The following is a 23,670-nucleotide window of genomic DNA, read 5'->3' as shown; positions in this document are numbered from 1 at the left end:
GAAAATGAAGAACGTGTTATAATCTAAATTATCAGTCAAATCATTGACATATTTCCTACAAAACGATATACTTTAATAAGATGAAGTTTTTTGAATTTAATTTGAACCATGCTTTTGTACATCTGCTATCCATCCTTCGAAGTGTATCATTCGTTCATCTCCTTTTATTATTTAGGACTTGAGTTTCGTAATATAACATGATATCTGCTATAATGGAAGTGAAACATCTTTGTAAAAGAGTTAATCCGTATGATAATTAAAAATTAATTACTCAAGAAATGATAGCGCCAACATGTATTTAAAATTGCAGATAGCTTACGGACAAATTATAACAATTAACCCGAACAAAATATGGATGTATCGTTTGAGAAGGGGGTAATTTTTTGAGTACCATGCAAGAAAGAGAATTACAGAATATACTAGTAGGAGAATTAATGATTTCATCCGAAAAGGTTGCTCACGTCCAACTAAACAATCCGCTGGAGCACGCCTTACTCGTGCTTGTGAAATCTGGTTATGCGGCAGTACCCGTACTGGATTCTTCTTATAAATTAGTAGGTATTGTTGGCAAAACAGTCATTTTAAATGAGATTCTTGGCCTGGAACGTTTTGAAATTGAAAACTTGTCGGAGATGCGCGTAGAAGAAGTTATGAACTGCGACATACCTTGTTTGACAAGGGACAATAATTTAGTAGATGGCTTAAATGCTTTGATTGATCATGCTTTTATTTGTGTAGTGGATGAAGATGGTTACTTTGATGGAATCTTAACGCGACGAGCCATTTTGAAGGAATTGAAGAAAGATATTTATATGAAAAATTATAAAAAATAATAACCTGGATGAATTTCATAATTACCAAAGTCGGCTTTTCCATCACCATATGTAGTTGGGAACGAACCAACTCAACTACATATGGTGATGGTGAAGCATTAAATACGTATTATGAAATTCATTAACCTATACTGCCTGAAAAAATATCCTCATGATTTGGGGATATTTTTTTTGGATAAAAAGGCATTTGTCTTTATCCCGATATAATCGTCCGTAAATTTCCCATCTCAATCCTTCAGGCCATGTCGAGAATAGTAAGGCGTAAGATAATGGACGCTAATATCAATTAACGATCAGTGAGGGGTGAAAAAACCCCCACTGATTGAAGTTTCACGTTATATTGAGAAAGTGGGACAAAACCTCTGACCGAGGCCTCTGACCCCATGTCCCAAAAAAGTTAGTAAAAAATAATAAATTGTTATAGCTATTTATTTCGGTATCCGTTATATTAATATATACTGACAATTTAGAAGGAGGTATACAATTGGATACTTTTAAACGATTGAAAGAATTCTATTGGCCGCATAAGCATTATTTCCTTTGGTCGTTATTCTTTTTGATTATCCTGACGTGTATAACGGTTGTTTATCCAATCATTCTGCAAATAACGATTGATGAAGTCGTACTTAAAGACCGATATGGACTTATTCTTTATATTTCACTTATTTTCTTCGGTCTCATGGTGATTAAAGGAATTTTTACGTTTTCTTTTCAATATTTAAGCGAGTTATTCGGAATGACGTCGGTTTATCATCTTAGAAACGCATTGTATGGAAAGTTACAAGCATTGTCCTTTGAATATTACGATAATTCAAAAACCGGAGATATAATGTCAAGAATGACGGCAGACGTTGAAGGGTTTCGCTTTTTTTTATCTGCTGGTTTCGCGGAATTAATTCGGATTGTCCTGCTGATTGGAATCAGTTTAACGGTCATGTTCTACTATTCCATTCCGCTTGCCATCGTCACAATGCTTGCTATGCCGTTTCTTGGAATCGTTGTTTTTCAATTTGATAAACAAGTGCATCCAGCATTTAGGAATGTCAGGAAGTCCTTTGGAAGGTTGAATACGCGGGTGCAAGAAAATATTAGTGGAATGAATACAGTTAAATCACTATCACGGGAAGAATTCGAGATCGGCAGATTTTCTTCCAGTAATGATGATTACCGGAAGCGATACTTATTCACCTCTAAACTATGGGCAAAATATTTCCCGTTAATGGAACTGATCGGCAATATTGCAGTCGTTTCATTATTAGGATATGGAGGCTATCTTGTCATTCATGACAGACTAGCGCTTGGTGAGCTTGTTGCTTTTTTCAGTTTAGTTTGGTATATCCTTAGTCCGATTATGAACCTTGGATTTGTTGTTAATATGTTCTCCCAAGCAAAAGCATCAGGCGAGCGATTAATTGAGATTCTTGACCGGGAGGAGGAAGTACAGGAAAAGGAAAATCCAATCATCAAGCACATAAAAGGTCATGTCACGTTCAAAGATGTTTCGCTGCAATATGTGGAAGATGATGATACAGCACTTAAACATATTGATTTTGATGCACCACCTGGAAAAGTCGTCGGTCTAATTGGTGCTACCGGTTCAGGGAAAACGAGCATTACCCAATTGATTACGAGGTTTTATGAAGCAGAGCAGGGCAAGGTGCTCATCGATGGCCACCCGGTTTCCGATTTTGAATTAAAGTCATTACGGAGTCAGATTGGTTTTGTTTTGCAGGAGCCTTTTTTATTTTCTACATCAATTCGTGAAAATATAGCATATGGGCAGCCGGATATAAGTGACGAACAGGTGGTAGATGCTGCAAAACGCGCTCAAGCGCATGACTTTATTATGGATTTGCCAAAAGGATATGACACATTACTTGGCGAAAGAGGAATGGGGTTATCCGGTGGACAAAAACAGCGAATCGCGATAGCCCGTGCACTTTGTATCAATCCGAGCATCTTGATTCTTGATGATGCTACTTCCGCGGTCGATATGGAAACAGAGTTTAAAATCCAAGCTGCTTTTAAGGAAGTAATGAGAGAAAGGACTTCCTTTATTATCGCTCACCGCATTTCCTCCATTAAGCATGCTGATGAAATTTTAGTATTAGAAGAAGGGGAAATAAGGGAACGTGGCACCCATGATCAATTACTTGCAATGAACGGTATATATCGCCGAATTTATGATATTCAATACCAAGACCGGGAAGAAATTATGCAAATTGTGAACTAATGGAAGGAGGGTTTTGGTTGGAAACTACAAGTAAAACAAAGAAAAATCACTTGACACGGTTTCGCTATACTGTTGAGCAAGTTATTGAGAAACCGTTTAACTGGAAGCAAATGCTGCGGCTTCTAACTTATTTAAAACCTTATGCGAAAAGTTATTTACCAGCAGCAGTTATCGCAATGCTCGTATCAACTTTCGTGCGTTTGGCTGTGCCGATTTTAGTCGGGAAGGTTGCCATTGATATTGCGATATTAAATAAGGATACGACATTATTGACATGGCTCGTTGTGCTTATCGGCGGATTGTATATGTTAAATTATCTTGCCAATACGTTACGGGTTAAGTGGGTGAACCAGCTTGGACAAAATGTCATTTATGATTTACGTCATCATTTATTTTCCCACGTACAACGTTTATCCCATGGATTTTTCGATAATCGCTCAGCAGGTTCGATTCTGGTTCGAATTTTAAATGATATTAACTCGCTGCAAGAACTATTTACAAACGGAATCATCAATCTATTAATGGATTCCATTACATTAATTGGAATTATGGTGATCCTCATTGTTTTAAGTCCCAAATTAGCGATTGCTGTATTAATTGTTTTACCGATCATGTTTTATATTTCCACCAAGTTAAGAAGAAATATCCGCAGATCGTGGCAAAATGTCCGGATAAATCAGTCGCGGATGAATTCCCATCTTAATGAAGCCATTCAAGGTATGCGTATTACTCAATCATTCTCACAGGAAGAAGAAAATGCTGAGTTTTTTGATGGGGTGAACAAAGGATTCTTTCATAGCTTCAGAGATGCAGCGAAAAAAAGCGCATTTTTCCGTCCGTTTGTCGATATGAGTGATGCTGCCGGAACAATCATTCTTATCGCTTTTGGTTCCTATTTGATTATACTCGGAGAAGATAATGGTGGGATTGCGATCGGTACATTCGTAGCTTTTGCTTATTTTACCGGAATGTTCTGGGAGCCGATTTCTCGGTTAGGTCAAATGTATAATCAGCTGCTGATGGCGATGGCTTCCTCAGAGCGTATATTTGAATTTCTTGATGAACGGCCGAATGTAAAAGAGAAAGAGAATGCGTATATCTTTCAGGATATGAAAGGGCATATTCAATTTGATCATGTACAATTTTCTTATGACGATGAACGGATTGCTCTTCATGAAGTATCACTCGACATCCGAGCAGGCGAAACAATTGCTTTAGTAGGTCATACAGGAAGTGGTAAATCAACAATTGCCAATTTAATTAGTCGCTTTTACGATCCAACAAAAGGTGCAGTTAAGATCGACGGGAAAAATCTTCAAGAAGTCGAACTCGCAAGTATCCGTGAACAGATTAGTGTTGTTTTACAAGATACGTTTATCTTCTCGGGTACCATAATGGAGAATATTCGCTTCGGAAGACCGAACGCAACGGATAAAGAGGTAATAGAAGCAGCAAAAGTTGTCGGGGCAGATGGTTTTATTAAACGACTGTCTAACGGTTATCGAACAGAGGTGGAAGAGCGGGGGAACATACTGTCAGCTGGAGAGCGGCAATTACTTTCCTTTGCAAGAGCATTACTTGCGAACCCGCGGATCATTATTTTAGATGAGGCAACAGCGAGCATCGATACAGAGTCAGAGATGAGAATACAAGAGGCATTAAAGCTGCTTTTAAGAGGAAGAACATCCATTATTATCGCTCATCGACTGTCAACGATTCGGGAGGCTGACAAGATATTCGTCCTGGAAAACGGAAAAATCCTTGAAAGCGGCAATCACCAAATGCTTATCGCCAAACGAGGGAAATACTACGAACTAGTCAAATCCCAATTTACCATGCTTGATTCCTTGTAAAGAAACAAAAGAACTCCAGCAGAAAGCATGAGTGTTTATCACGCATTAACGGGTCTGTAATACTCCCCATCTCTAAACATGAGAGAAACCCAATTGATGAAGGTGGGGACTAAACAGTCCGTAACTCCCTGATTCTATTCAACTACCATTCAATAGGGAAGGAGACCCCACTGAATGAAGTTTCACTTTTCAATTTTGTACAATGTTTATGTAGAGGTTATAATAAGTCTACAAAGATGACTAGTTCTGGAGGGATACTGATGGGTAAGGATTATGCGGTGATTGGTTTGGGGAGGTTCGGTGGTAGTATTTGCCGGGAATTGAGCAAGGAAGGGAAGCAAGTTCTCGCAATTGATATTGACGAAGCAAAGGTAAATGAATACAAAAATATCGCATCCCATGCTGTCATCCTTGACTCAACCGATGAAGAATCATTAAAAGAAATTGGAATCAATAATTTTGAACATGTGATCGTAGCGATTGGGGAAAGTCTCCAAGCAAGTATATTAACAACCGTAATCCTAACAGATTTATATGTTGAACGAATAACTGTAAAAGCACAAAATGATTATCATGAAAAAATACTGCGAAAACTTGGCGTGGATCGTGTCATCCATCCAGAGCGAGATATGGGCAGAAGAATTGCCCAAAATATTATTTCAAATAACATTCTCGATTTTCTCGATTTATCCGATAATCATAGCATTGTCGAAGTAAAAACAGGCAGGAAAATGATTGGAGAATCATTAATTGAGCTTGATATTCGAGCAAAGTTCGGTTGTAATGTAGTTGCGGTTAAAAGAGGCGAGGTAATCGATGTCTCACCAAGTCCGGAATATATATTTGAACCTGAGGATATATTGCTTGTCATCGGAAGAGATGATGACATCCACCGATTTGAAAAACATCTTATTATTGATGAACAATAAAATACATTAGCAGGTATTTGCCTGCTAATGTATTTTAATTTATACTTCCATAATGATTGGTAAGACCATCGGGCGGCGTTTTGTGCGCTCGTATAAGAATGGTGCGATGGTGTCGGTAATTTCATTTTTAATTTCCGACCACTGGCTTGTCTTACGTTCCATTACTTTATTTAAATGTGTCGTTACGAGCTCTTGTGCTTCCTTGATAAGGTCTTCTGATTCTCGCATGTAGACGAACCCGCGGGAAATGATATCCGGCCCAGCTGCAAGCTTGAATTGTTTCATATTGATGCTCACAACAACAATCACAAGACCTTCTTCTGAAAGGATACGTCGGTCTCTTAAAACAATATTTCCGATATCGCCAATACCGCTACCGTCAATATAAATCGTACCTGAAGGAATTTTTCCAGCTACTTCTGCAGTATCTTTGCTTAATGCGAGTACATCGCCATTGTCGAGAGTAAAGCAATTGTTTGGCTCGATTTCACAATCAACTGCAAGCTTGATATGTTCCTTTAACATTCGGTATTCACCGTGGATCGGCATAAAGAATTTCGGTTTCATGAGACGAAGCATCAGTTTTTGTTCGTCTTGTGCTCCGTGACCTGACGTGTGCACATTGCTTAATTTACCGTGGATTACGTCAGCACCGGCGCGGTAAAGTTTATTGATGATACGACCAACACTAATTGTATTTCCCGGGATTGGAGATGATGAAAATACAACAGTGTCTCCAGGTATTAATTGAACTTGTTTGTGTGTACCGTTAGCAATTCTTGAAAGAGCCGCCATTGCTTCCCCTTGAGAACCTGTACAAAGGATCGCTACTTCATCGGCAGGAAGGCGATTGATTTGATTACTATCCACAAATGTGTCTTTAGGTGCTTGAATATAGCCGAGTTCCAGCCCGAGGTTAATCGCATTTTCCATACTGCGTCCAAACACAGCCACTTTTCGATTGTGTTTTACAGCTGAATCAATTACTTGGCTCAAGCGATAAATATTAGATGCGAATGTGGCAAAGATTAGTCTGCCATCAACACGGCTGAATATATCATCGATATTTTGACCGACGACTTTCTCAGACAAGGTGAAGCCAGGGACTTCACTGTTTGTACTGTCTGATAATAAGCAAAGTACGCCTTCTTTGCCAATCTCAGCCATTTTTGTTAAATCAGCATGCTCTCCAACTGGGGTGAAATCGAACTTATAGTCCCCAGTATGAACGATATTTCCTGGAGGTGTTTTGACGACAACCCCATAGGAATCCGGAATACTATGAGTTGTCCGGAAAAAACTAACGGAAGTCTTACGGAATTTAATAACATCATCTTCTTTAATTGGAATTAACTTAGCATTTCTTAGTAAACCATGTTCTTCTAGTTTCGATCTGATTAAACCTATTGCAAGTTTTCCAGCATAAATCGGCACATTGATTTCACGTAACAGATAAGGGATCCCTCCGATATGGTCCTCATGCCCGTGCGTGATGAATAATCCTTTAATTTTATCTTGGTTTTGTACTAAATACGTATAATCAGGGATGACATAGTCAATTCCGAGAAGCTCGTCCTCAGGGAATTTAATCCCAGCGTCGATTATAATGATTTCATCTTGAAATTGAACAGCATACGTATTTTTACCAATTTCCCCCAGTCCTCCTAGTGCGAAGACAGCGGTTTGGTCATTTTTCACAAATTTCATACCTAGATATTCTCCACTTTAAAATCATCGGATTGTTTTTCATACTCTAGATGTGCCTCATCTAATTCTTGAATATATTCTACATTGTAATTTCGATCGTCTAATTTTTCTCTTACTTCTCTTACAGAAGCAGCTTCAATATAGAGACTTTGCGTCCGTTCTCGAACTGGAGCTTCATCTGCGAGTTCTTGATATAAAACCTTATATATCATATTATCTCTCCTGACATTTTTAGATATTGATTGCAAATAAAACATGCCGAGCGCACGCTTCGATGGTCATGCGCCTAGCATGTAATCGATGTTATTAAATTCCTGCAAGTTTCCGTAGCATGCATGACTTCCAGTTGATTGGTGAACAGTAATCATTCTATTTATAAGGTGTAGGCACACGTTCTTTTTGACCTATAAAATCTTTCAAACGTTTCTTGAGCTTTTCTCTAAGGCGCTTCAACATGTTTACACACGTCTCCTTTCAGATATTAAGAAAAGCAGCAAAAACATTTTACCGATCCAATCCTCTTATCTACATTATAGTACGAATCAATGAAATTTGAAATGATTAAGGAAAAAAATATTATTTAAAGGTACATATTCCCTTTTTAATAGTGGAAAAAACTACCCTGGAAATAGTGGCGCTGAACGGATACCTTAACTATCTAAAGATGTCATGCTGCTTCCGTTTTGGTAATCCTATTTTTTGTCATTCCTCGGAATTTATACTTTATTTTATGCACGTTTGTCCTGAAAGGTACTTTATTAAAGAGAGAGGGAAGGTGGGGAGACCTTCCGATTATTCAAGGGGCTTTGAATTTTCCGGAATATGGAACGGGTTCTCTTGATTAATACGGTCGTAAAACATGATACCATTCAAATGATCAATTTCATGTTGGAATACGACTGCAAGATACCCTTTCAACCGTAATTTGATTGGATTATTGTCGATATCAAAAGCTTTAACAGTAATTCTTGTATAACGCGGGACATAACCTTCTACTTCCCTGTCCACGGACAAACAACCTTCTCCTGTGGGCAGAAATGTTTTTTCAACAGAGTGAGAAACAATCTTTGGATTGACGAGGGCATGTTCATGAACTTTGCCTTTCTCATCTACATAAAAAACGGTGAACATCTGCTTTTCAATCCCTAGTTGCGGGGCGGCAAGACCTACACCTGCACGCAATCCATATTCTTCAGCAATTTCATCATCTTGACTGTTTTTAAGAAATGTAAGCATATCTTTTAAAAGCTGCTTTTCATCTTCTGTTAATGGCAGTCTTACTTCTTCAGCAACTTTCGTTAACGAAGGGTGGCCTTCACGTACAATATCCTTCATTGTAATCATATCTATTTCTCCTTACTATAGTGAATTAATCAGTTTTCTTACTCCATCTTATCATATCTGAAATGCTCAACTTTCGCATCTAAAAAAATCGCCAATTGCTTTCATTCAGCGTAAGTGTGCACTTTCTACGGGAGGTCCGCAGTCCAGACACCTCTCGCACCTGCTGAGCGGTCGACAAGCCTCCTCAGGCTGAGCACTAAGGGGTCTCGCCAAGTCTAACCGGAGTCTCAAGGTGTCTGGACTGCTACCAGGAAAGGCCATGATAATTGTCTATCAGTTCGAACTTAATTTATGATATACTCTAAAAACATACTCATGAATTAGATGTCTAGGAGGTTAAAGGTTATGACTTGGAAGAAAACAGTACTTATGTTTGGATTATTACTCATCGTCTTATCGGCGTGCAGCAGTGAGAGTACAGAGGAGAAAATACATACACATTTAGAGGAAACCGTTGTACTTGAACAAGAATTTGAAGCACAGCAAAGTGAGATTACAGAGCTTGAAAAGCAGGAACAAGAAATTTATGCTCAAGTAATTGATCTGGGAATGGATGATTTTGAAGAAATTACAAAGCTTTCGCAAGATGCTATTGCATTGATAGAGGAGCGCAAAGAAAAGATTGATGTTGAAAGTGAGAGCATACAGGCGGCTAAAGAGGAATTCCAATCAATTGAAGCGCTGCTTGATGACCTTGAAGAAGGAGACGCAAAGACAAAAGGCGAAGAAATGTATCAGACAATGATGGACCGTTATATTACATATGATGATCTGTATGAAGCATACAAGCAATCGCTCGATTTAGAAACTGAATTGTATACTTTGTTGCAAGATGAAGAAGTGGAACAAGAAGTATTGAATGAACAGATTGAAAAAATAAATGCAACATATGAACAAATATTAACTGCGAATGATACGTTTAATGAATTAACGGTCGGATATAATGAATTGAAACAAGCGTTTTATGAAGCGGCTAATATGGAAGTGACATTTGAAGAAGAATAATACATTAAAACCTTATGCAGAATGAATCTGGTGCATAAGGTTTGTTTTTTTGCCCATTTTATCTATATAGATTAAACTATACCTGTATTAGTGATGTTGTTAAAACTGTGGTGGGACAGAACCGTGAAGAAATTTTGTACTATAACATTATTTGGTGGTTAGGCTTACATCATTAAGGGTAAAGTGAAGTTAAAGTGTTTGACCTATTGAGGAATTTAAGCTAAGATTTAATTGTACAGGTTTTGTACTAGTTTTTTTGCGGGAATCTATATAACAGTTTGAGGTGAAGAAGATCCGCCCCGAGTTGTTGGGCATGAATGGAGTGGGAGTGTTTACTCCCAATAATAATATTTTACTAATAAAGGAGAGGTGACTACCTTGAAACATGTATTAAAAGATGTTGAGAGTAAGTTCGAAATGTTCCAGATTCTAAATGAAGATGGAAAAGTTGTTAATGAAAAGGCGATGCCTAAGTTATCTGATGATGAGCTAAAAGAGCTTATGCGTCGGATGGTTTACACAAGAATTCTAGACCAACGTTCAATCGCACTTAACCGTCAAGGACGTTTAGGTTTCTACGCACCGACTGCAGGTCAGGAAGCTTCCCAGCTGGCAAGTCATTTTGCGTTAGAGAAAGAAGATTTCATTTTACCGGGATATCGTGATGTACCACAGCTTATTTGGCACGGTCTGCCACTGTATCAAGCATTCTTATTCTCGAAAGGTCATTTCCACGGAAACCAATATGAAAATGACTTGAAAGCATTAGCTCCGCAAATTATTATCGGTGCACAGTATGTACAAGCAGCTGGCGTAGCACTTGGTATGAAATTACGTGGCGCGAAAAATGTTGCAATCACTTATACAGGTGATGGTGGAACGTCACAAGGTGACTTCTATGAAGGTATTAACATGGCGGGTGCTTATCAAGCTCCAGCAATTTTCGTTGTACAGAACAACCGCTTTGCTATCTCTGTTCCAGTAGAAAAACAAACTGCTGCGAAAACATTAGCACAAAAAGCTGTTGCAGCTGGTATCGAAGGAATTCAAGTAGATGGAATGGACGTGCTTGCAGTTTATGCAGCGACCAAAGATGCGCGCGACCGTGCTGTGAAAGGTGAAGGTCCAACATTGATTGAAACAATGACATACCGTTTCGGTCCACATACGATGTCAGGTGACGATCCAACTCGTTATCGTTCGGAAGACTTAGATAAAGAGTGGGAAAAGAAAGATCCACTTGTACGTTTCCGTAAGTTCCTTGAAGGGAAAAAACTTTGGAGCGAAGAAGATGAAAACAAGGTAATTGAAGAAGCAAGAGAAGATATTAAGGAGGCAATCAAGAAAGCCGACCAATATCCAAAACAAAAAGTAACGGATTTAATTAATAATATGTATGAAGAGCTCCCGCAAAACTTACAGGAGCAGTTAGAATTTTACGAAGAAAAGGAGTCGAAATAAATCATGGCGCAAATGACAATGATTCAAGCAATTACAGACGCAATGCGTAACGAATTGAAGAATGATGAAAACGTACTTGTGTTTGGTGAAGACGTTGGACAAAACGGTGGAGTTTTCCGTGCGACAGAAGGTTTGCAGGCAGAGTTTGGTGAAGAACGTGTATTTGATACTCCGCTTGCTGAGTCAGGGATCGGAGGACTTGCAATCGGACTTGCTACTCAAGGTTTCCGTCCAGTTCCAGAAATTCAGTTTTTCGGCTTCTTATTTGAAGTAATGGACTCTGTTAGTGGACAAATGGCTAGAATGCGTTACCGTTCTGGTGGTACGCATCAAGCACCAATTACGGTTCGTGCACCATTTGGAGGAGGAGTTCATACACCTGAACTTCACGCAGATTCACTGGAAGGGCTTGTTGCACAACAACCTGGTCTTAAAGTTGTAATCCCATCTACTCCATACGAAGCGAAAGGATTACTTATTTCTGCAATCCGTGATAATGATCCGGTAATTTTCCTTGAGCATATGAAGCTTTACCGTTCATTCCGTGAAGAAGTACCGGAAGAAGGATATACAATTCCATTAGGAAAAGCGGCTGTAAAGCGCGAAGGTAAAGATGTTACACTAGTTGCTTATGGTGCAATGGTACACGCAGCACTAAAAGCGGCTGATGAGCTTGCAGAAGATGGTATTGAAGCAGAAGTAATCGACTTACGTACGGTATCACCAATCGATTACGATACAATCCTTGCATCTGTTGAGAAGACGAACCGTGTGGTAGTTATTCAAGAAGCACAGCGTCAAGCTGGAGTTGCAGCAAATGTAGTTGCAGAAATTCAAGAAAGAGCTATTCTGCACTTAGAAGCACCAGTATTACGTCTAACTGCGGCAGATACTGTATACCCGTTCGCAGAAGCAGAAGAAGTTTGGCTTCCAAACCACAAGGATATAATAGAAAAAGTAAACCAAGTAGTAAACTTCTAAAATCAACATAGGAGGTAGAAGAAATGGCATTTGAATTTAAATTTCCGGACATCGGTGAAGGAATCGCGGAAGGCGAAATCGTAAAATGGTTCGTAAATGAAGGCGATGAAGTCAGTGAAGATGATGTCCTTTGTGAAGTACAAAATGATAAAGCAGTTGTAGAAATCCCAGCACCAGTAGATGGTACAGTTAAGAAAATCTACGTTCAAGAAGGTGACGTTGCGACAGTAGGAGATACTTTCGTTTCGTTTGATGCTGAGGGTTACGAGTCAGACGACAGTGCGGAAGAAGCACCGGCACAAACAGAAGAACCAAAAGAAGAAGCAAAAGCAGAAGCTGCAAAGCCAGCACAAACAGAAAGTGCGGACACGGACAGTGATGCAGTAGTGATTGCAATGCCTTCTGTAAGAAAATACGCACGTGAACAAGGCGTTAATATTAGAGAAGTATCTGGAACAGGTAAAAACGGCCGAATTTTAACAGAAGATATCGATGCGTTCGTAAGCGGAGATGCACAGCCAGCTGAAACTGTTGCAGCGGATACTTCAGAAGATACAGCGAAAGCTTCAAGCACACAGCAAGTCGCCATCCCAGAAGGTGACTTCCCGGAAACTCGCGAGAAAATGTCGGGTATCCGTAAAGCTATTGCAAATGCAATGGTTAATTCGAAAACAAAAGCTCCTCACGTTACATTAATGGACGAAATCGATGTGACAGAGCTTGTTGCACACCGTAAGAAATTTAAGGAAGTTGCAGCTGAGCAGGATGTTAAATTGACATTCCTCCCATATGTTGTAAAAGCTTTAATTTCTGCATCGAAGAAATATCCAATTATCAATGCTAATATTGATGATGCAACAGATGAAATTGTACAGAAACACTATTACAATATCGGTATTGCTGCAGATACAGATAAAGGCCTGCTCGTACCGGTTGTTAAGAACGCAGATAGAAAATCCATCTTTGAAATTTCAGCAGAAATCAACTCCTTGGCAGAGAAAGCCAGAGATGGTAAACTGAAACCTGAAGAGATGAGAGGAGCTTCTAACACCATTACCAATATTGGTTCTGCAGGTGGACAATGGTTCACTCCAGTTCTGAATTATCCTGAAGCAGTTATTTTAGGAATTGGTAGAATTGCTGAGAAGCCAATCGTACGTAACGGAGAAGTTGTTGTAGCTCCAGTACTTGCTTTATCTCTAAGCTTTGATCATCGTATCGTTGATGGTGCAACTGCACAACTTGCACTGAACCAGATTAAACGTGTACTAAATGATCCACAATTAATCATGATGGAGGCGTAAGAAGATGGTAGTAGGAGATTTTCCAGTAGAAGTAGACACACTTGTCGTTGGCGCTGGACCTGGGGGATATGTTGCTGCAATCCGTGCCGCTCAACTTGGACAAAAGGTAACGATTGTCGAAAAAGGAGCGTTAGGCGGAGTTTGCTTGAACGTTGGATGTATTCCATCGAAAGCACTCATTACTGCAGGACAGAAAGCAGCTGAAGCACAAGGTATCGAAGATCTTGGTATTAAAGCGGAAAAAGTTACGGTTGACTTTTCTAAAGTGCAAGAATGGAAAGGCTCTGTCGTAAACAAACTTACGAGCGGTGTTGAAGGATTGCTTAAAGGGAATAAAGTAGACATCGTAAGTGGAGAAGCATACTTTGTAGATAAAAATACTGCAAAAATCATGGATGAAAAGAATTCACAAACCTACAAATTCACCAACTGTATCATTGCAACGGGATCTTCGCCTATCGAAATTCCGAGCTTCAAATTCTCTGATCGTGTACTTGATTCTACAGGTGCATTGAACTTAAAAGAAATTCCTAAGAAGCTTGTTGTAATCGGTGGAGGTTATGTTGGAACAGAGCTAGGAACTGTCTTTGCCAACTTCGGTACAGAAGTTACTTTCCTTGAAGGTGCAAAAGATATCCTTGGCGGGTTTGAAAAACAAATGACACAGGTTGTGAAAAAACGTCTTAAGAAAAAAGGTGTCACCATTGTTACAGAAGCGATGGCTAAAGGCGTTGAAGAAACAAAAGACGGCGTGAAAGTCAGTTATGAAGCAAAAGGTAAAGAAGAAACCCTTGAAGCGGACTACGTACTTGTTACAGTCGGCCGTAAGCCTAACACGGAAGAAATCGGCTTAGAGCAAGTTGGTATCGAACTTGACGAAAAAGGTCGCGTTAAAACAGATAAGCAGTGCCGTACATCCGTAGATAACATTTATGCGATTGGCGACATCACTGCAGGTCCTCCACTAGCCCATAAAGCTTCCTATGAAGGGAAAATTGCGGCAGAAGTAATCAGTGGCGAGAAGTCCGAGGTTGACTATATTGGTGTTCCTGCAGTAGCATTCACGGAACCAGAATTAGCAACTGTTGGATTATCTGAACAGGAAGCGAAAGATAAAGGCTTTGATGTTAAAGTCGGCAAATTCCCATTCGCAGCGAATGGACGTGCATTGGCCCTAAACGAAACAGACGGTTTCTTGAAGCTGATCACTCGTAAAGAAGACGGTCTTGTTCTCGGTGGTCAAATTGCTGGACCGAACGCAAGTGATATGATTTCCGAAATCGGTCTTGCAGTTGAATCTGGCATGACAGCGGAAGATATCGCATTAACCATCCATGCGCACCCGACGCTAGGTGAGATTACGATGGAAGCTGCAGAAGTAGGACTAGGAAAACCAGTTCATATGCTATAAAAAACAAATAAAAAATGGCGGCTATTGATTTAGCCGTCATTTTTTATTTGTCTAAAAGCTAGCTTTTCATTGTCATCTATTCTAATCATTACTATAATATATACCAAATAGAAACATCAGGAGGATACAAAACATGAAGCGAATTGTTTTTCTGCTCATTTTTGCGCTGGCTTTATCTGCCTGCTCTGGAAATGAGGCAGAAGATCCGGATGATTCGATGAATGAAGACATGAATCAACAAACAGAAGAAGTAGAGCGTGAAGACGAAAGAAAGGAGGAAGACAAGCCTGCTGAAGATGAGGAAACCGAGGTAGAAGCGGATGCAGAAGCGGTAAATGATCCAGCGTACTATATTGCGGAAGATGCAAGTGTTGCACCATTAGAGGAAGGTACAGAAGAAAATGTCGTACTTTTAACGATTGACGATGCACCAGCAGAATATACTTTGGAAATGGCGGAAACGTTACAACGATTAGACGCAGGTGCTATTTTCTTTGTAAATGGGCACTTTCTTGATACACCAGAAGAGGAAGAAGCTTTAAAACAACTACATGAAATGGGCTTTCTGATTGGGAACCATACATATAATCACCCTTTAATACCAGATATACCTGAAGAAGAACAACGAGAAGAAATTGTAAGCTTAAGTGATCGAGTAGAAGAAATTATTGGTGAAAGACCAAAATTCTTCCGGGCACCTAATGGAATGAATACAGATTATTCCGAGCAAGTGGCCTTCGATGAAGGGATGGTATTAATGAATTGGACATATGGTTATGATTATTTCGAACCGTATATGGATGCAGATAAGTTAGCGGAAGCAATGATTACAGGTGAAGGTTCCGAAGTGGATGTTGATTACTCCTTACTGAAACCCGGAGCAAATTTATTAATGCATGACAGGGAATGGACGAACGCTGCCTTAGAAAGAATTGTAAATGGTTTAAGAGACAACGGTTATGATATTGTCGATCCGACTCTTATTCAAACATTAGATAAAGCGAATTAAATAAAATAGAAAGCATGCTCCAGTGATAAATCTAGGGGGGAACCGTATAAATGAACTTTAAAACAAAGGTAACAGAGTTGCTGAATATCAAATATCCGATCATTCAGGGAGGACTCGCTTACTTAGCTTATTCTGAACTAGCCGCAGCGGTTTCGAATGCGGGTGGCCTTGGGCAAATTACTGCGATGACATTACCGTCACCGGAAGCATTACGTGAGGAAATACAAAAGGTGAAATCATTAACAGGTAAACCGTTTGGAGTGAACTATGCAATCGGACAACATGGTCGGCCATATGAACACATGGTGCAGGTAGCGATTGATGAAGAAGTTCCGGTTATATCTGTTACAGGAGGTAATCCTAAAGGAGTCCTTGACATGGTAAAAGGGCATCCTATTAAAAAATTAGTTCTTGTCGCTGCTAGGAGGCAGGCAAAGAAAGCGGAAGAACTCGGTGCTGATGCTGTGATGGTCGTCGGACAAGAGGGTGGAGGACATTTAGGTCGTTCCGATGTCGGTACATTCATTCTTACCCCGCAAGTAGTCGATCATGTTTCAATTCCGGTTATCGCCTCTGGCGGAATTGCAGATGGTCGTGGCTTTATGGCGGCGCTCAGTCTCGGAGCGGAGGGGATTGAAATGGGCACCCGCTTTATTGCTACAAGGGAATGTCTCGCCCACACCAATTATAAACAGGCAATTGTGGATGCCGACGAAGAGGGGACGACAGTTATTAAACGTTCGATCGGCGCCCCCGCTCGAGTGCTGAAAGGTCCATTCGCCGAGAAAATCCTTGAAATTGAAAAGCAGCAGCTTGGCTATGAGTCACTAAAGGATTATATAAGTGGGAAGGTTAATTATCGCTATATCCAGGAAGGGAACGACACGGAAGGCTTTGGGTGGGCTGGACAATCCGCGGCAAGAATTCATGATATCCCAACTGTAGAAAACGTAGTTCAGTCTCTTATTAGTGAAGCAACAGAAATACGAAATCAATGGGCAAAGTGAGGGAAGTAGATGAATTATTCCTATCCGATCGATGAAACTTGGTCACAACAGGAAATTGTTGATGTCGTAAATTTTTTCACCTTAATTGAACGGGCGTATGAGAAAAATGTGCGAAGAGATGATATTCTTGCTGTGTATCGACGTTTTAAACAAATTGTTCCATCTAAATCAGAAGAGAAGCAATTATTTGCTGCGTTTACAAAAGCATCAGGCTATGCGCCTTATCCTGTAGTCAAACAAGCAAGGAATACAGAAGAGAAAAATATTAGAATGTAAAAAGACAGCTGGGACATTTAAAATCGTCCCAGCTGTTTTAGCGTTCTTTTAATGCCAATTGATAGAAAGGAATAAGATCATCGTAAGTCGCGATGACTATATCAAGTAATTGCTCCCCGTCTTGAACTTGTTCATCATTCATATCCAGATTTCTTCCGATTAAAAATTCCGCTTTTTTCACATCACGGAAACGTTCCAGATGTGATTCTTCCAATTCTTTGAGTGGTAAAGAATTTTTCTTCATATGGTCCATTGAAACAACAAAATCATTCGGCAGTTCCTTCAGTGAAGCGAAATTATCGATAAAGCCCTGAGCGATTTTTTGTTTGTTCGGTAATTCATAAACATGTGCCAGCCAGATAAATAAACGATCATCAAACAAGCCTACTTGAAAATGTGGATGCTTCTTATAACCTCGTTTATTATCACAAATTGCCAGCCAAGTATCTTTTGGAGGATTCACCGTCCTTCTTGCATGTTTTGCGATATGTAAATACATTTCATTCCCGAGCTTCATGGATAGATTATCTTTTAAAATTTCCCCAAGTTCACGGAATTTCGGTTGAATGCGAGTTTGGATTGCTTCCATTCGAGCTTCCAATCCATCGATATGAAATGTGTCAAAATCAGTTTGTTTAAAACCATTAAAATCCATTTTTGTCATCCTTTCTAATCAATGATAACTTGTCCCTTGCACCTCGCAAATATTAGCAAATCATCCTTAACAAAAGCCTGCAGTTGTTGAAATATGTACCTAAACATGCCCGATTCTGGAATTTCTATTCTTATAAAAATCACACAGAACCCTTCATCCTAATTACCTTCCCATTCACTTCAGGACCAATTTCATTCATACCAATTTTGCGATAAAATTTAATCGCAAAAATGTTGGTCGGTGATACCCTTAGATGAAATTCTTTAATATTATTGGCTTTAAAAAACTGTCTTGCATAGTCGTGTAATTCTTGACCTATGCTCTTGCCTCGTTCCACTGAAGTTAAGTAATACAAGTGAACGTAACCTATATCTTTACCTTCGTATTGCCTAACTGATAATTCAAGTTGCCCCACATAATTGTTGTTTTTCTTAACCAAAACAAAACCTTTTGGGTAATCGGCTATTTTTTCTTTTAACCAATGTAGGTAATCTTCTTCATCAAAATCAAATCCATCTCCAAAACTTACTTCAAATGAATCTCTTCGGAATTTAGTTACTATTTCACGATGTTTTTCTGAATCCAGGTCAATATTTACAAACTGAAGCATGTTTCTCACCCCATTAAAATTCACGTTTTAATCTTCAACAAAATGGCCCGTTTGTGGAATATCAAGAACCATCATTTTTTATATAATAATTTTGCCTATTCCAGTTCCACATTGCTGTCACTATAAAGCCTTCATCTTCTTTTTCATCATCATCATTTTCATCATTAACTTTTATCAAATCGCCATCTTCAGCGCTGTCCAAATTTAATTCTTTATGAATTACCTTTAATAAACCACCGTAAGAAATCAATCTTTTACGATACAAACCTTCCTCCAAATCCTTAACAATTTGTAAATTCCGCTCTTCATCATCTGTTAAATAATCATCAGATTTAACCGAGTATTTCGCAGTTTCATTAACCGCTTTTTCAATCGCTTGCTTGTCCTGTTCAGAGGAAACCCTAGATTTAATTGCAGTGACAAAAACATTCGGATCATAGTCCAACTTCATAGCCCTTTTCCAAAACGCCTGCCAATCTTCATGGGTAATATAATTATCTTTACCCCTGAAATAACTGCTTTCAAAGCACATCATGGCATGAATATGCTGGTTATAGGAGTTGTCCGTTTTATTCACCGTCACCTCAGTGGTCCTCATAAAACCAATTAAATTTTTATCGATTTTTTTATATCTAACCATTCTACCAAAGCCCTTGGCCATATCAGCAAGACTCTTATTCAATTCTTCACCGTCATAAACATATTCCATTAAATAAAAAGCTTTTCAAACTGAACTGATTATCACCTTCATACAGCGTGAGTGTGCTGAACTCCGAAACTTTCTACTGGAGGTCCGCGATCCAGACACCTCTCGCACCTGCTGAGCGGCTGGTGAGCCTCCTCGCAGGCAAGCCTGCTGCGAGGTCTCACCAAGCCTATCCTCCCGCAGGAGTCTCCAGGTGTCTGGACTGCTACCAGGAAAGGCCAAATATGGATCACTGTTCGTAACGGAACAATTTCTATTCAGAGAATCATCTAACCAGTTCAGTTTCCCGGGGGACGGTGACTCCTACGGGAAAAGCACGAGTCCAGAGCAGCGCAGGAAGCGGTTTTCTTCCGAGGAGGCTGAGGCCGTGCCCATGGAAAGCATCCGTTCCCCGGGAAACTGAATGGCGATTAGAACGCCAGTCTAGAGAATGAGCAAATCACTTACATTGTATGAAAGTAATCGTAATTAATGATTTGCCGACCTTACAAATTAATATAAAGGGATAGCTAACTGTTTCAGATTGTGAAAGCCAAGTGATAATAATTATTATTAAGTAAGGGATCTGATTTGTCAATAAATCAAACTTTATAAAGAAAATTCCATTGTATCTAAAGAGGACAAGCCCATTAGACTGCAGGTTTTTCACTGAATGAATGTTTAAATTAGAAAGGATATGGGAAAACCTATTTTAAGAAGCTAGTTCTAAATATTGGCGAACTTCCTTTAGAAATCTTCATAAACTAAATTAAAAGAGCCATCGTAATCACTTAGAGAGGTGTGATTAAAATTGAAATATCTAATGCAAGCAATTGAAAAGCAAGAGGCGAAACTTAAACTCCCGGTAATTCGAATGGAAATAGATTATGAATTAATGAATCTTTACGAAGCTATGGAGGCCGGGGATAAAACGGAAATGATTAAAGTCAAAGAGCGTCTAAGTACGCTGCGTCATCAGTTGATTGAAATTACTGAAGATGAAAATGAGTAAATGGAAGGACTTCGTATTTAAGTGGTTACTACTTCGGTGGCCAAATGAATACGAGGTCCTTTTATTATGACTTACAGAGTTCGTTTGATACAATAAAGGCGGACTAAAGAGAATTGGGGGAATTGACTGATGGATAAAATGGAACGTAATCAAGTTTATCTGAATGCCGAAGCTTGGGTATTGGAAGCCGGTGAGCAGATACGAAATAAAATAAATGAACCGAGAATTATTGAAACGAAATCAAACCCGAATGATCTTGTGACTGAAATGGATAAACAGACGGAGAAGTTCCTCGTTGAAAAAATTAAAGAAACCTACCCTGAGCATTATATTATTGGGGAAGAAGGCTATGGAGACGAGCTTACCTCTTTGCAAGGTACCGTCTGGATTATCGATCCAATCGATGGAACGATGAATTTTGTACACCAGCGGAAGAATTTTGCGATTTCAGTTGCAGTATTTCATGATGAAATTGGCGAAATTGGACTGGTTTATGATGTAATGGCTGATGAACTGTACCATGCGAAGCGTTCTGAAGGTGCGTATAAGAATGAAGAATTGCTGCCAGAACTTAGAAGAGACTTGAAGCTGGAAGAATCAATCGTTGACATGAACCATTATTTTCTCTGTCCGAACAGGGTTGTTGACGAGAAAATTATGCACCAAATGATTCGAACAGTCAGGGGCAGCCGTTCATACGGATCCGCCGCGCTTGAGTTTGCCTATGTTGCTGAGGGAATAATTGATGGATATTTATCCATGCGGCTTGCTCCGTGGGATATAGCGGCTGGAATTGTGCTCGTTAATGAGGTTGGTGGGGTTTCGACAACGTTAGATGGAGTGTCATTAAATATGCTCACCAACAACTCCATATTAACTTGCAATCCGAAGATTCAAGAACAATTACTTGCGTTTATTAAAAATGGCCGGAAGTGACTGTATTCATACAGTCACTTCTGCCTTTTCTTGAGAACAAGTCCATATCCCATCAAACCGAATCCAAGTAAGATGAAGAGAACAATCAACGAAACACTCCGTAATGCAATAGCAAACCCAACTGCTATAAACATAAAGACTACTAATATTGCGAGAATAAAAAATTTCCAATTAAACGCTTCCATATTCACACCTCGCTTTATACTAACCATTTGTAGTATATAGGAAATCTGCGAACAGTTCAAAGTGGTAAAAAAAGATTTGCTTCTATTGTGTAACTGTGCTATTATAGGAAAGCAGTTTTGCTGAGTAACGTATACAAGACTACTGAAAAATAGAAAATGCTTGACGCAAAGAGTCAGGCATGCTATAATTTAATAGTTGAATGAAATTTATATGATCTGAAGACAAGCAGAAGCACCCGCTTCTCACCTGATCGACGCGATTAGAGCAGTTGACTGGTTTCTCTCAAGATATTAATGATTAATTGACAGGGAAACGTGTGGGTGCAGTTCGTACCGACACTTTTTTTATGTGAGTAAATAGATTGTCTAAAAAGATCAGCAACAAAATATTCGGAGGTGGCTTGAGATTAGCAAAGAGAATTTGAATGTAAATGAAAGAATCCGCGCAAGGGAAGTACGTCTAATCGATTCCAATGGTGAACAGCTTGGTGTGAAATCGCATAAGGAAGCTATGCAAATTGCTCAGACGAGAAATTTGGATTTAGTATTAGTGGCACCTAATGCAAAACCGCCAGTTGCTCGTATTATGGATTACGGAAAATACCGCTTTGAAATGCAGAAGAAAGAAAAAGAAGCACGGAAGAAACAGCGAGTTATTAACGTGAAAGAAGTACGGCTTACACCAGGAATTGGCGATCATGACTTTGAAACGAAACTGAAAAATGCTCGGAAATTCTTGGAAAAGGGCGACAAGGTGAAAGTAGCTGTGCGCTTCCGCGGAAGAGCTATTACTCATAAAGGGCTTGGCCGTGATGTCCTTGACCGCTTTGCTGAAGAAGTAAAAGATATTGCAACCATTGAACAGAAGCCTAAGATGGAAGGGCGTAATATGTTTATGATGGTTGCGCCATCAACTGAAAAATAAGATACGTTATTTTCTTATGCAGAAAGATAAGTATAAATCTTTTCTTACTGCATAAGGGCAACTTAGGCGTTCGCCGTAAAGATTTGGCGAATACCAAGGTTTCTAATAAGAAACACTGCTTAATTTTACTTTAGGAGGAAATTCGGATGCCAAAAATGAAAACCCACAGAGGGTCTCAAAAACGTTTTAAAAGAACTGGAACTGGAAAACTGAAAAGATCTCACGCATATACGAGTCACTTATTTGCTAACAAATCACAGAAACAAAAACGTAAACTTCGTAAAGGTGCGACCGTCTCTCGCGGGGACCAAAGACGCATCGATTCCATGATTCCTTAAGTCATGGAGAGACAGAATTAAACTTGGATTAGAATTGTACTAGGAGGGAATTTAAAATGGCACGTGTAAAAGGTGGAACAGTAACACGCAAACGTCGTAAACGCGTCCTTAGATTAGCTAAAGGATATTATGGTTCAAAAAGTAAATTATTTAAAGTAGCAAAACAACAGGTAATGAAATCAGGTCAGTATGCATATCGTGACCGTAGACAGAAGAAACGTGATTTCCGTAAGTTATGGATCGCACGTATTAACGCTGCTGCTCGTATGAACGATCTTTCATATAGCAAGTTAATGCATGGCTTGAAATTAGCTGGTGTTGATATTAACCGTAAGATGCTTTCTGAGCTAGCGGTAAACGATGCACAAGCATTTACACAATTAACGGATAAAGCTAAAGAAGCTTTAAGCAAATAATAAAAAGGTCAAATTCCGATTCAGGCGGAATTTGACCTTTTTATATATGTTGAAATTAAGTCCTTAACTTCTATAACAGTGAAATTTATGTTAGTTTATTCATTTCCTTATAGGGTAGAATTTACCTATTGGATATTTAGGTTCGCTTGTCTGGTAGAACTCTCCAATGAGATAATTTCTTGTATTAAGGCTTGATTTTGTCTAATAGGACTTTCCAATGAGACAGTTTCATAGATTCAAAATTTATTATGTCTCATAGCACGTCCGCCTACCAAATCATAAACGCTAGAACAACCTTTGATAAAATCCATAATACAGCTACAGCTTATATAGTTCAGTATGGAAAATAAAAAAGATCTCACCCGGGGACTTCCAACAGAAATTACCCCAAAGAAGCTAGGTTTATGATAAAATTACAACATGAATGAATTTCATAATTACCAAAGTCGGCTTTTCCATCACCATATGTAGTTGGGAACGAACCAACTCAACTACATATGGTGATGGTGAAGCATTAAATACGTATTATGAAATTCATTAACATAATAGCAAAAG

General features: G+C 39.2%; 24 protein-coding genes and 1 other annotated feature. Of the genes, 17 read left to right on the top strand and 7 right to left on the bottom strand.

Going from position 1 to position 23,670, the window contains the following annotated elements; genetic code table 11:
• Positions 1-383 precede the first annotated feature (383 nt).
• The 4 genes from cbpB to L3V42_RS12240 all read left to right on the top strand — a co-directional run bounded on the left by cbpB (position 384) and on the right by L3V42_RS12240 (position 5,848).
• Positions 384-833, top strand: a complete 450-nt coding sequence (gene cbpB / locus L3V42_RS12255; protein ID WP_235763851.1) for a cyclic-di-AMP-binding protein CbpB — start codon at positions 384-386, stop codon at positions 831-833.
• A gap of 484 nt (positions 834-1,317) precedes the next feature.
• Positions 1,318-3,066, top strand: a complete 1,749-nt coding sequence (locus L3V42_RS12250) for an ABC transporter ATP-binding protein (protein ID WP_238472089.1) — start codon at positions 1,318-1,320, stop codon at positions 3,064-3,066.
• 110 nt (positions 3,067-3,176) lie between these two features.
• Entirely contained in the window at positions 3,177-4,919 is a 1,743-nt protein-coding gene (locus L3V42_RS12245; RefSeq protein WP_238472101.1) for an ABC transporter ATP-binding protein, read from the top strand.
• Positions 4,920-5,179: 260 nt separating this feature from the next.
• Positions 5,180-5,848, top strand: coding sequence for a potassium channel family protein (locus tag L3V42_RS12240; RefSeq protein WP_235763849.1), 669 nt, complete (start codon positions 5,180-5,182; stop codon positions 5,846-5,848).
• Positions 5,849-5,887: 39 nt separating this feature from the next.
• Here L3V42_RS12240 and rnjA read toward each other — a convergent pair whose 3' ends face one another.
• The 3 genes from rnjA to def form a co-directional block, all read right to left on the bottom strand.
• Entirely contained in the window at positions 5,888-7,555 is a 1,668-nt protein-coding gene (gene rnjA / locus L3V42_RS12235; protein ID WP_235763848.1) for a ribonuclease J1, read from the bottom strand.
• Between the two features lie 2 nt (positions 7,556-7,557).
• Positions 7,558-7,767: a DNA-dependent RNA polymerase subunit epsilon gene (locus tag L3V42_RS12230; RefSeq protein WP_235763847.1), complete on the bottom strand. Its 210-nt coding sequence runs from the start codon at positions 7,765-7,767 to the stop codon at positions 7,558-7,560.
• 580 nt (positions 7,768-8,347) lie between these two features.
• The gene (gene def, locus L3V42_RS12225; protein ID WP_235763846.1) at positions 8,348-8,899 is read right to left on the bottom strand and encodes a peptide deformylase; all 552 of its coding nucleotides are present in this window, start codon (positions 8,897-8,899) and stop codon (positions 8,348-8,350) included.
• A gap of 345 nt (positions 8,900-9,244) precedes the next feature.
• Between def and L3V42_RS12220 the strand changes: the two genes are divergently transcribed.
• From L3V42_RS12220 to L3V42_RS12185, 8 genes are all read left to right on the top strand, one after another.
• Positions 9,245-9,904 carry a YkyA family protein gene (locus L3V42_RS12220; protein ID WP_235763845.1) on the top strand — a complete coding sequence of 220 codons (660 nt, stop codon included), beginning with the start codon at positions 9,245-9,247 and terminating at the stop codon, positions 9,902-9,904.
• A gap of 417 nt (positions 9,905-10,321) precedes the next feature.
• Positions 10,322-11,365 (top strand): pyruvate dehydrogenase (acetyl-transferring) E1 component subunit alpha, encoded by a 1,044-nt coding sequence (pdhA, locus tag L3V42_RS12215; RefSeq protein ID WP_235763893.1) that lies wholly within the window; start codon positions 10,322-10,324, stop codon positions 11,363-11,365.
• Positions 11,366-11,368: 3 nt separating this feature from the next.
• On the top strand, positions 11,369-12,346 hold the full coding sequence (locus tag L3V42_RS12210; protein WP_235763844.1) for an alpha-ketoacid dehydrogenase subunit beta: 978 nt from the start codon (positions 11,369-11,371) through the stop codon (positions 12,344-12,346).
• 23 nt (positions 12,347-12,369) lie between these two features.
• Positions 12,370-13,650: a dihydrolipoamide acetyltransferase family protein gene (locus tag L3V42_RS12205; protein ID WP_235763843.1), complete on the top strand. Its 1,281-nt coding sequence runs from the start codon at positions 12,370-12,372 to the stop codon at positions 13,648-13,650.
• A gap of 4 nt (positions 13,651-13,654) precedes the next feature.
• Positions 13,655-15,061 (top strand): dihydrolipoyl dehydrogenase, encoded by a 1,407-nt coding sequence (gene lpdA / locus L3V42_RS12200; protein WP_235763842.1) that lies wholly within the window; start codon positions 13,655-13,657, stop codon positions 15,059-15,061.
• 133 nt (positions 15,062-15,194) lie between these two features.
• The gene (locus tag L3V42_RS12195) at positions 15,195-16,070 is read left to right on the top strand and encodes a polysaccharide deacetylase family protein (RefSeq protein ID WP_238472088.1); all 876 of its coding nucleotides are present in this window, start codon (positions 15,195-15,197) and stop codon (positions 16,068-16,070) included.
• Between the two features lie 50 nt (positions 16,071-16,120).
• Entirely contained in the window at positions 16,121-17,077 is a 957-nt protein-coding gene (locus L3V42_RS12190) for an NAD(P)H-dependent flavin oxidoreductase (RefSeq protein ID WP_238472087.1), read from the top strand.
• 9 nt (positions 17,078-17,086) lie between these two features.
• On the top strand, positions 17,087-17,353 hold the full coding sequence (locus tag L3V42_RS12185) for a UPF0223 family protein (RefSeq protein ID WP_235763839.1): 267 nt from the start codon (positions 17,087-17,089) through the stop codon (positions 17,351-17,353).
• A 37-nt stretch (positions 17,354-17,390) separates the two neighbouring features.
• On the opposite strand, the gene L3V42_RS12180 is transcribed toward L3V42_RS12185, so the two are convergent.
• The 3 genes from L3V42_RS12180 to L3V42_RS12170 all read right to left on the bottom strand — a co-directional run bounded on the left by L3V42_RS12180 (position 17,391) and on the right by L3V42_RS12170 (position 19,327).
• A complete protein-coding gene (locus L3V42_RS12180) occupies positions 17,391-18,008 on the bottom strand; it encodes a YktB family protein (RefSeq protein ID WP_238472086.1) in 618 nt (205 codons plus the stop codon).
• A 139-nt stretch (positions 18,009-18,147) separates the two neighbouring features.
• Positions 18,148-18,618, bottom strand: coding sequence for a GNAT family N-acetyltransferase (locus L3V42_RS12175; protein WP_235763837.1), 471 nt, complete (start codon positions 18,616-18,618; stop codon positions 18,148-18,150).
• Between the two features lie 61 nt (positions 18,619-18,679).
• Positions 18,680-19,327, bottom strand: coding sequence for a protein rep (locus L3V42_RS12170; protein ID WP_235763836.1), 648 nt, complete (start codon positions 19,325-19,327; stop codon positions 18,680-18,682).
• A gap of 787 nt (positions 19,328-20,114) precedes the next feature.
• Here L3V42_RS12170 and L3V42_RS12165 point away from each other — a divergent pair.
• Positions 20,115-20,315 (top strand): YkzI domain-containing protein, encoded by a 201-nt coding sequence (locus L3V42_RS12165; protein ID WP_235763835.1) that lies wholly within the window; start codon positions 20,115-20,117, stop codon positions 20,313-20,315.
• A gap of 129 nt (positions 20,316-20,444) precedes the next feature.
• Positions 20,445-21,251: an inositol monophosphatase family protein gene (locus tag L3V42_RS12160; protein WP_305082624.1), complete on the top strand. Its 807-nt coding sequence runs from the start codon at positions 20,445-20,447 to the stop codon at positions 21,249-21,251.
• Between the two features lie 14 nt (positions 21,252-21,265).
• On the opposite strand, the gene L3V42_RS12155 is transcribed toward L3V42_RS12160, so the two are convergent.
• Positions 21,266-21,436: a DUF5325 family protein gene (locus L3V42_RS12155; RefSeq protein WP_238472085.1), complete on the bottom strand. Its 171-nt coding sequence runs from the start codon at positions 21,434-21,436 to the stop codon at positions 21,266-21,268.
• Positions 21,437-21,654: 218 nt separating this feature from the next.
• Positions 21,655-21,788 (top strand) — a sequence feature (ribosomal protein L20 leader region).
• 69 nt (positions 21,789-21,857) lie between these two features.
• Here L3V42_RS12155 and infC point away from each other — a divergent pair.
• From infC to rplT, 3 genes are all read left to right on the top strand, one after another.
• Positions 21,858-22,361, top strand: coding sequence for a translation initiation factor IF-3 (gene infC, locus L3V42_RS12150; protein ID WP_235761076.1), 504 nt, complete (start codon positions 21,858-21,860; stop codon positions 22,359-22,361).
• Between the two features lie 146 nt (positions 22,362-22,507).
• Positions 22,508-22,699 carry a 50S ribosomal protein L35 gene (rpmI, locus tag L3V42_RS12145; protein WP_235761075.1) on the top strand — a complete coding sequence of 64 codons (192 nt, stop codon included), beginning with the start codon at positions 22,508-22,510 and terminating at the stop codon, positions 22,697-22,699.
• Positions 22,700-22,755: 56 nt separating this feature from the next.
• On the top strand, positions 22,756-23,115 hold the full coding sequence (gene rplT / locus L3V42_RS12140) for a 50S ribosomal protein L20 (protein ID WP_235761074.1): 360 nt from the start codon (positions 22,756-22,758) through the stop codon (positions 23,113-23,115).
• Positions 23,116-23,670: the final 555 nt, after the last annotated feature.

This window comes from Oceanobacillus alkalisoli (assembly GCF_022213125.1).
Classification (GTDB): Bacteria; Bacillota; Bacilli; order Bacillales; family Amphibacillaceae; genus Oceanobacillus; species Oceanobacillus alkalisoli.
The sequence above is the reverse complement of the archived record's forward strand: the minus strand, read 5'-3'. Positions and strand labels throughout refer to the sequence as shown.

What these genes read in the sequence shown, in the direction of transcription:
- L3V42_RS12245 (WP_238472101.1), top strand. Translation starts at nt 3,177, where the DNA reads ATGCTGCGGCTTCTAACTTATTTAAAACCTTATGCGAAAAGTTATTTA.
- L3V42_RS12240 (WP_235763849.1), top strand. Translation starts at nt 5,180, where the DNA reads ATGGGTAAGGATTATGCGGTGATTGGTTTGGGGAGGTTCGGTGGTAGT.
- rnjA (WP_235763848.1), bottom strand. Translation starts at nt 7,555, where the DNA reads ATGAAATTTGTGAAAAATGACCAAACCGCTGTCTTCGCACTAGGAGGA.
- L3V42_RS12230 (WP_235763847.1), bottom strand. Translation starts at nt 7,767, where the DNA reads ATGATATATAAGGTTTTATATCAAGAACTCGCAGATGAAGCTCCAGTT.
- def (WP_235763846.1), bottom strand. Translation starts at nt 8,899, where the DNA reads ATGATTACAATGAAGGATATTGTACGTGAAGGCCACCCTTCGTTAACG.
- L3V42_RS12220 (WP_235763845.1), top strand. Translation starts at nt 9,245, where the DNA reads ATGACTTGGAAGAAAACAGTACTTATGTTTGGATTATTACTCATCGTC.
- pdhA (WP_235763893.1), top strand. Translation starts at nt 10,322, where the DNA reads ATGTTCCAGATTCTAAATGAAGATGGAAAAGTTGTTAATGAAAAGGCG.
- L3V42_RS12210 (WP_235763844.1), top strand. Translation starts at nt 11,369, where the DNA reads ATGGCGCAAATGACAATGATTCAAGCAATTACAGACGCAATGCGTAAC.
- L3V42_RS12205 (WP_235763843.1), top strand. Translation starts at nt 12,370, where the DNA reads ATGGCATTTGAATTTAAATTTCCGGACATCGGTGAAGGAATCGCGGAA.
- lpdA (WP_235763842.1), top strand. Translation starts at nt 13,655, where the DNA reads ATGGTAGTAGGAGATTTTCCAGTAGAAGTAGACACACTTGTCGTTGGC.
- L3V42_RS12195 (WP_238472088.1), top strand. Translation starts at nt 15,195, where the DNA reads ATGAAGCGAATTGTTTTTCTGCTCATTTTTGCGCTGGCTTTATCTGCC.
- L3V42_RS12190 (WP_238472087.1), top strand. Translation starts at nt 16,121, where the DNA reads ATGAACTTTAAAACAAAGGTAACAGAGTTGCTGAATATCAAATATCCG.
- L3V42_RS12185 (WP_235763839.1), top strand. Translation starts at nt 17,087, where the DNA reads ATGAATTATTCCTATCCGATCGATGAAACTTGGTCACAACAGGAAATT.
- L3V42_RS12180 (WP_238472086.1), bottom strand. Translation starts at nt 18,008, where the DNA reads ATGGATTTTAATGGTTTTAAACAAACTGATTTTGACACATTTCATATC.
- L3V42_RS12175 (WP_235763837.1), bottom strand. Translation starts at nt 18,618, where the DNA reads ATGCTTCAGTTTGTAAATATTGACCTGGATTCAGAAAAACATCGTGAA.
- L3V42_RS12170 (WP_235763836.1), bottom strand. Translation starts at nt 19,327, where the DNA reads ATGGAATATGTTTATGACGGTGAAGAATTGAATAAGAGTCTTGCTGAT.
- L3V42_RS12160 (WP_305082624.1), top strand. Translation starts at nt 20,445, where the DNA reads ATGGATAAAATGGAACGTAATCAAGTTTATCTGAATGCCGAAGCTTGG.
- L3V42_RS12155 (WP_238472085.1), bottom strand. Translation starts at nt 21,436, where the DNA reads ATGGAAGCGTTTAATTGGAAATTTTTTATTCTCGCAATATTAGTAGTC.
- rpmI (WP_235761075.1), top strand. Translation starts at nt 22,508, where the DNA reads ATGCCAAAAATGAAAACCCACAGAGGGTCTCAAAAACGTTTTAAAAGA.
- rplT (WP_235761074.1), top strand. Translation starts at nt 22,756, where the DNA reads ATGGCACGTGTAAAAGGTGGAACAGTAACACGCAAACGTCGTAAACGC.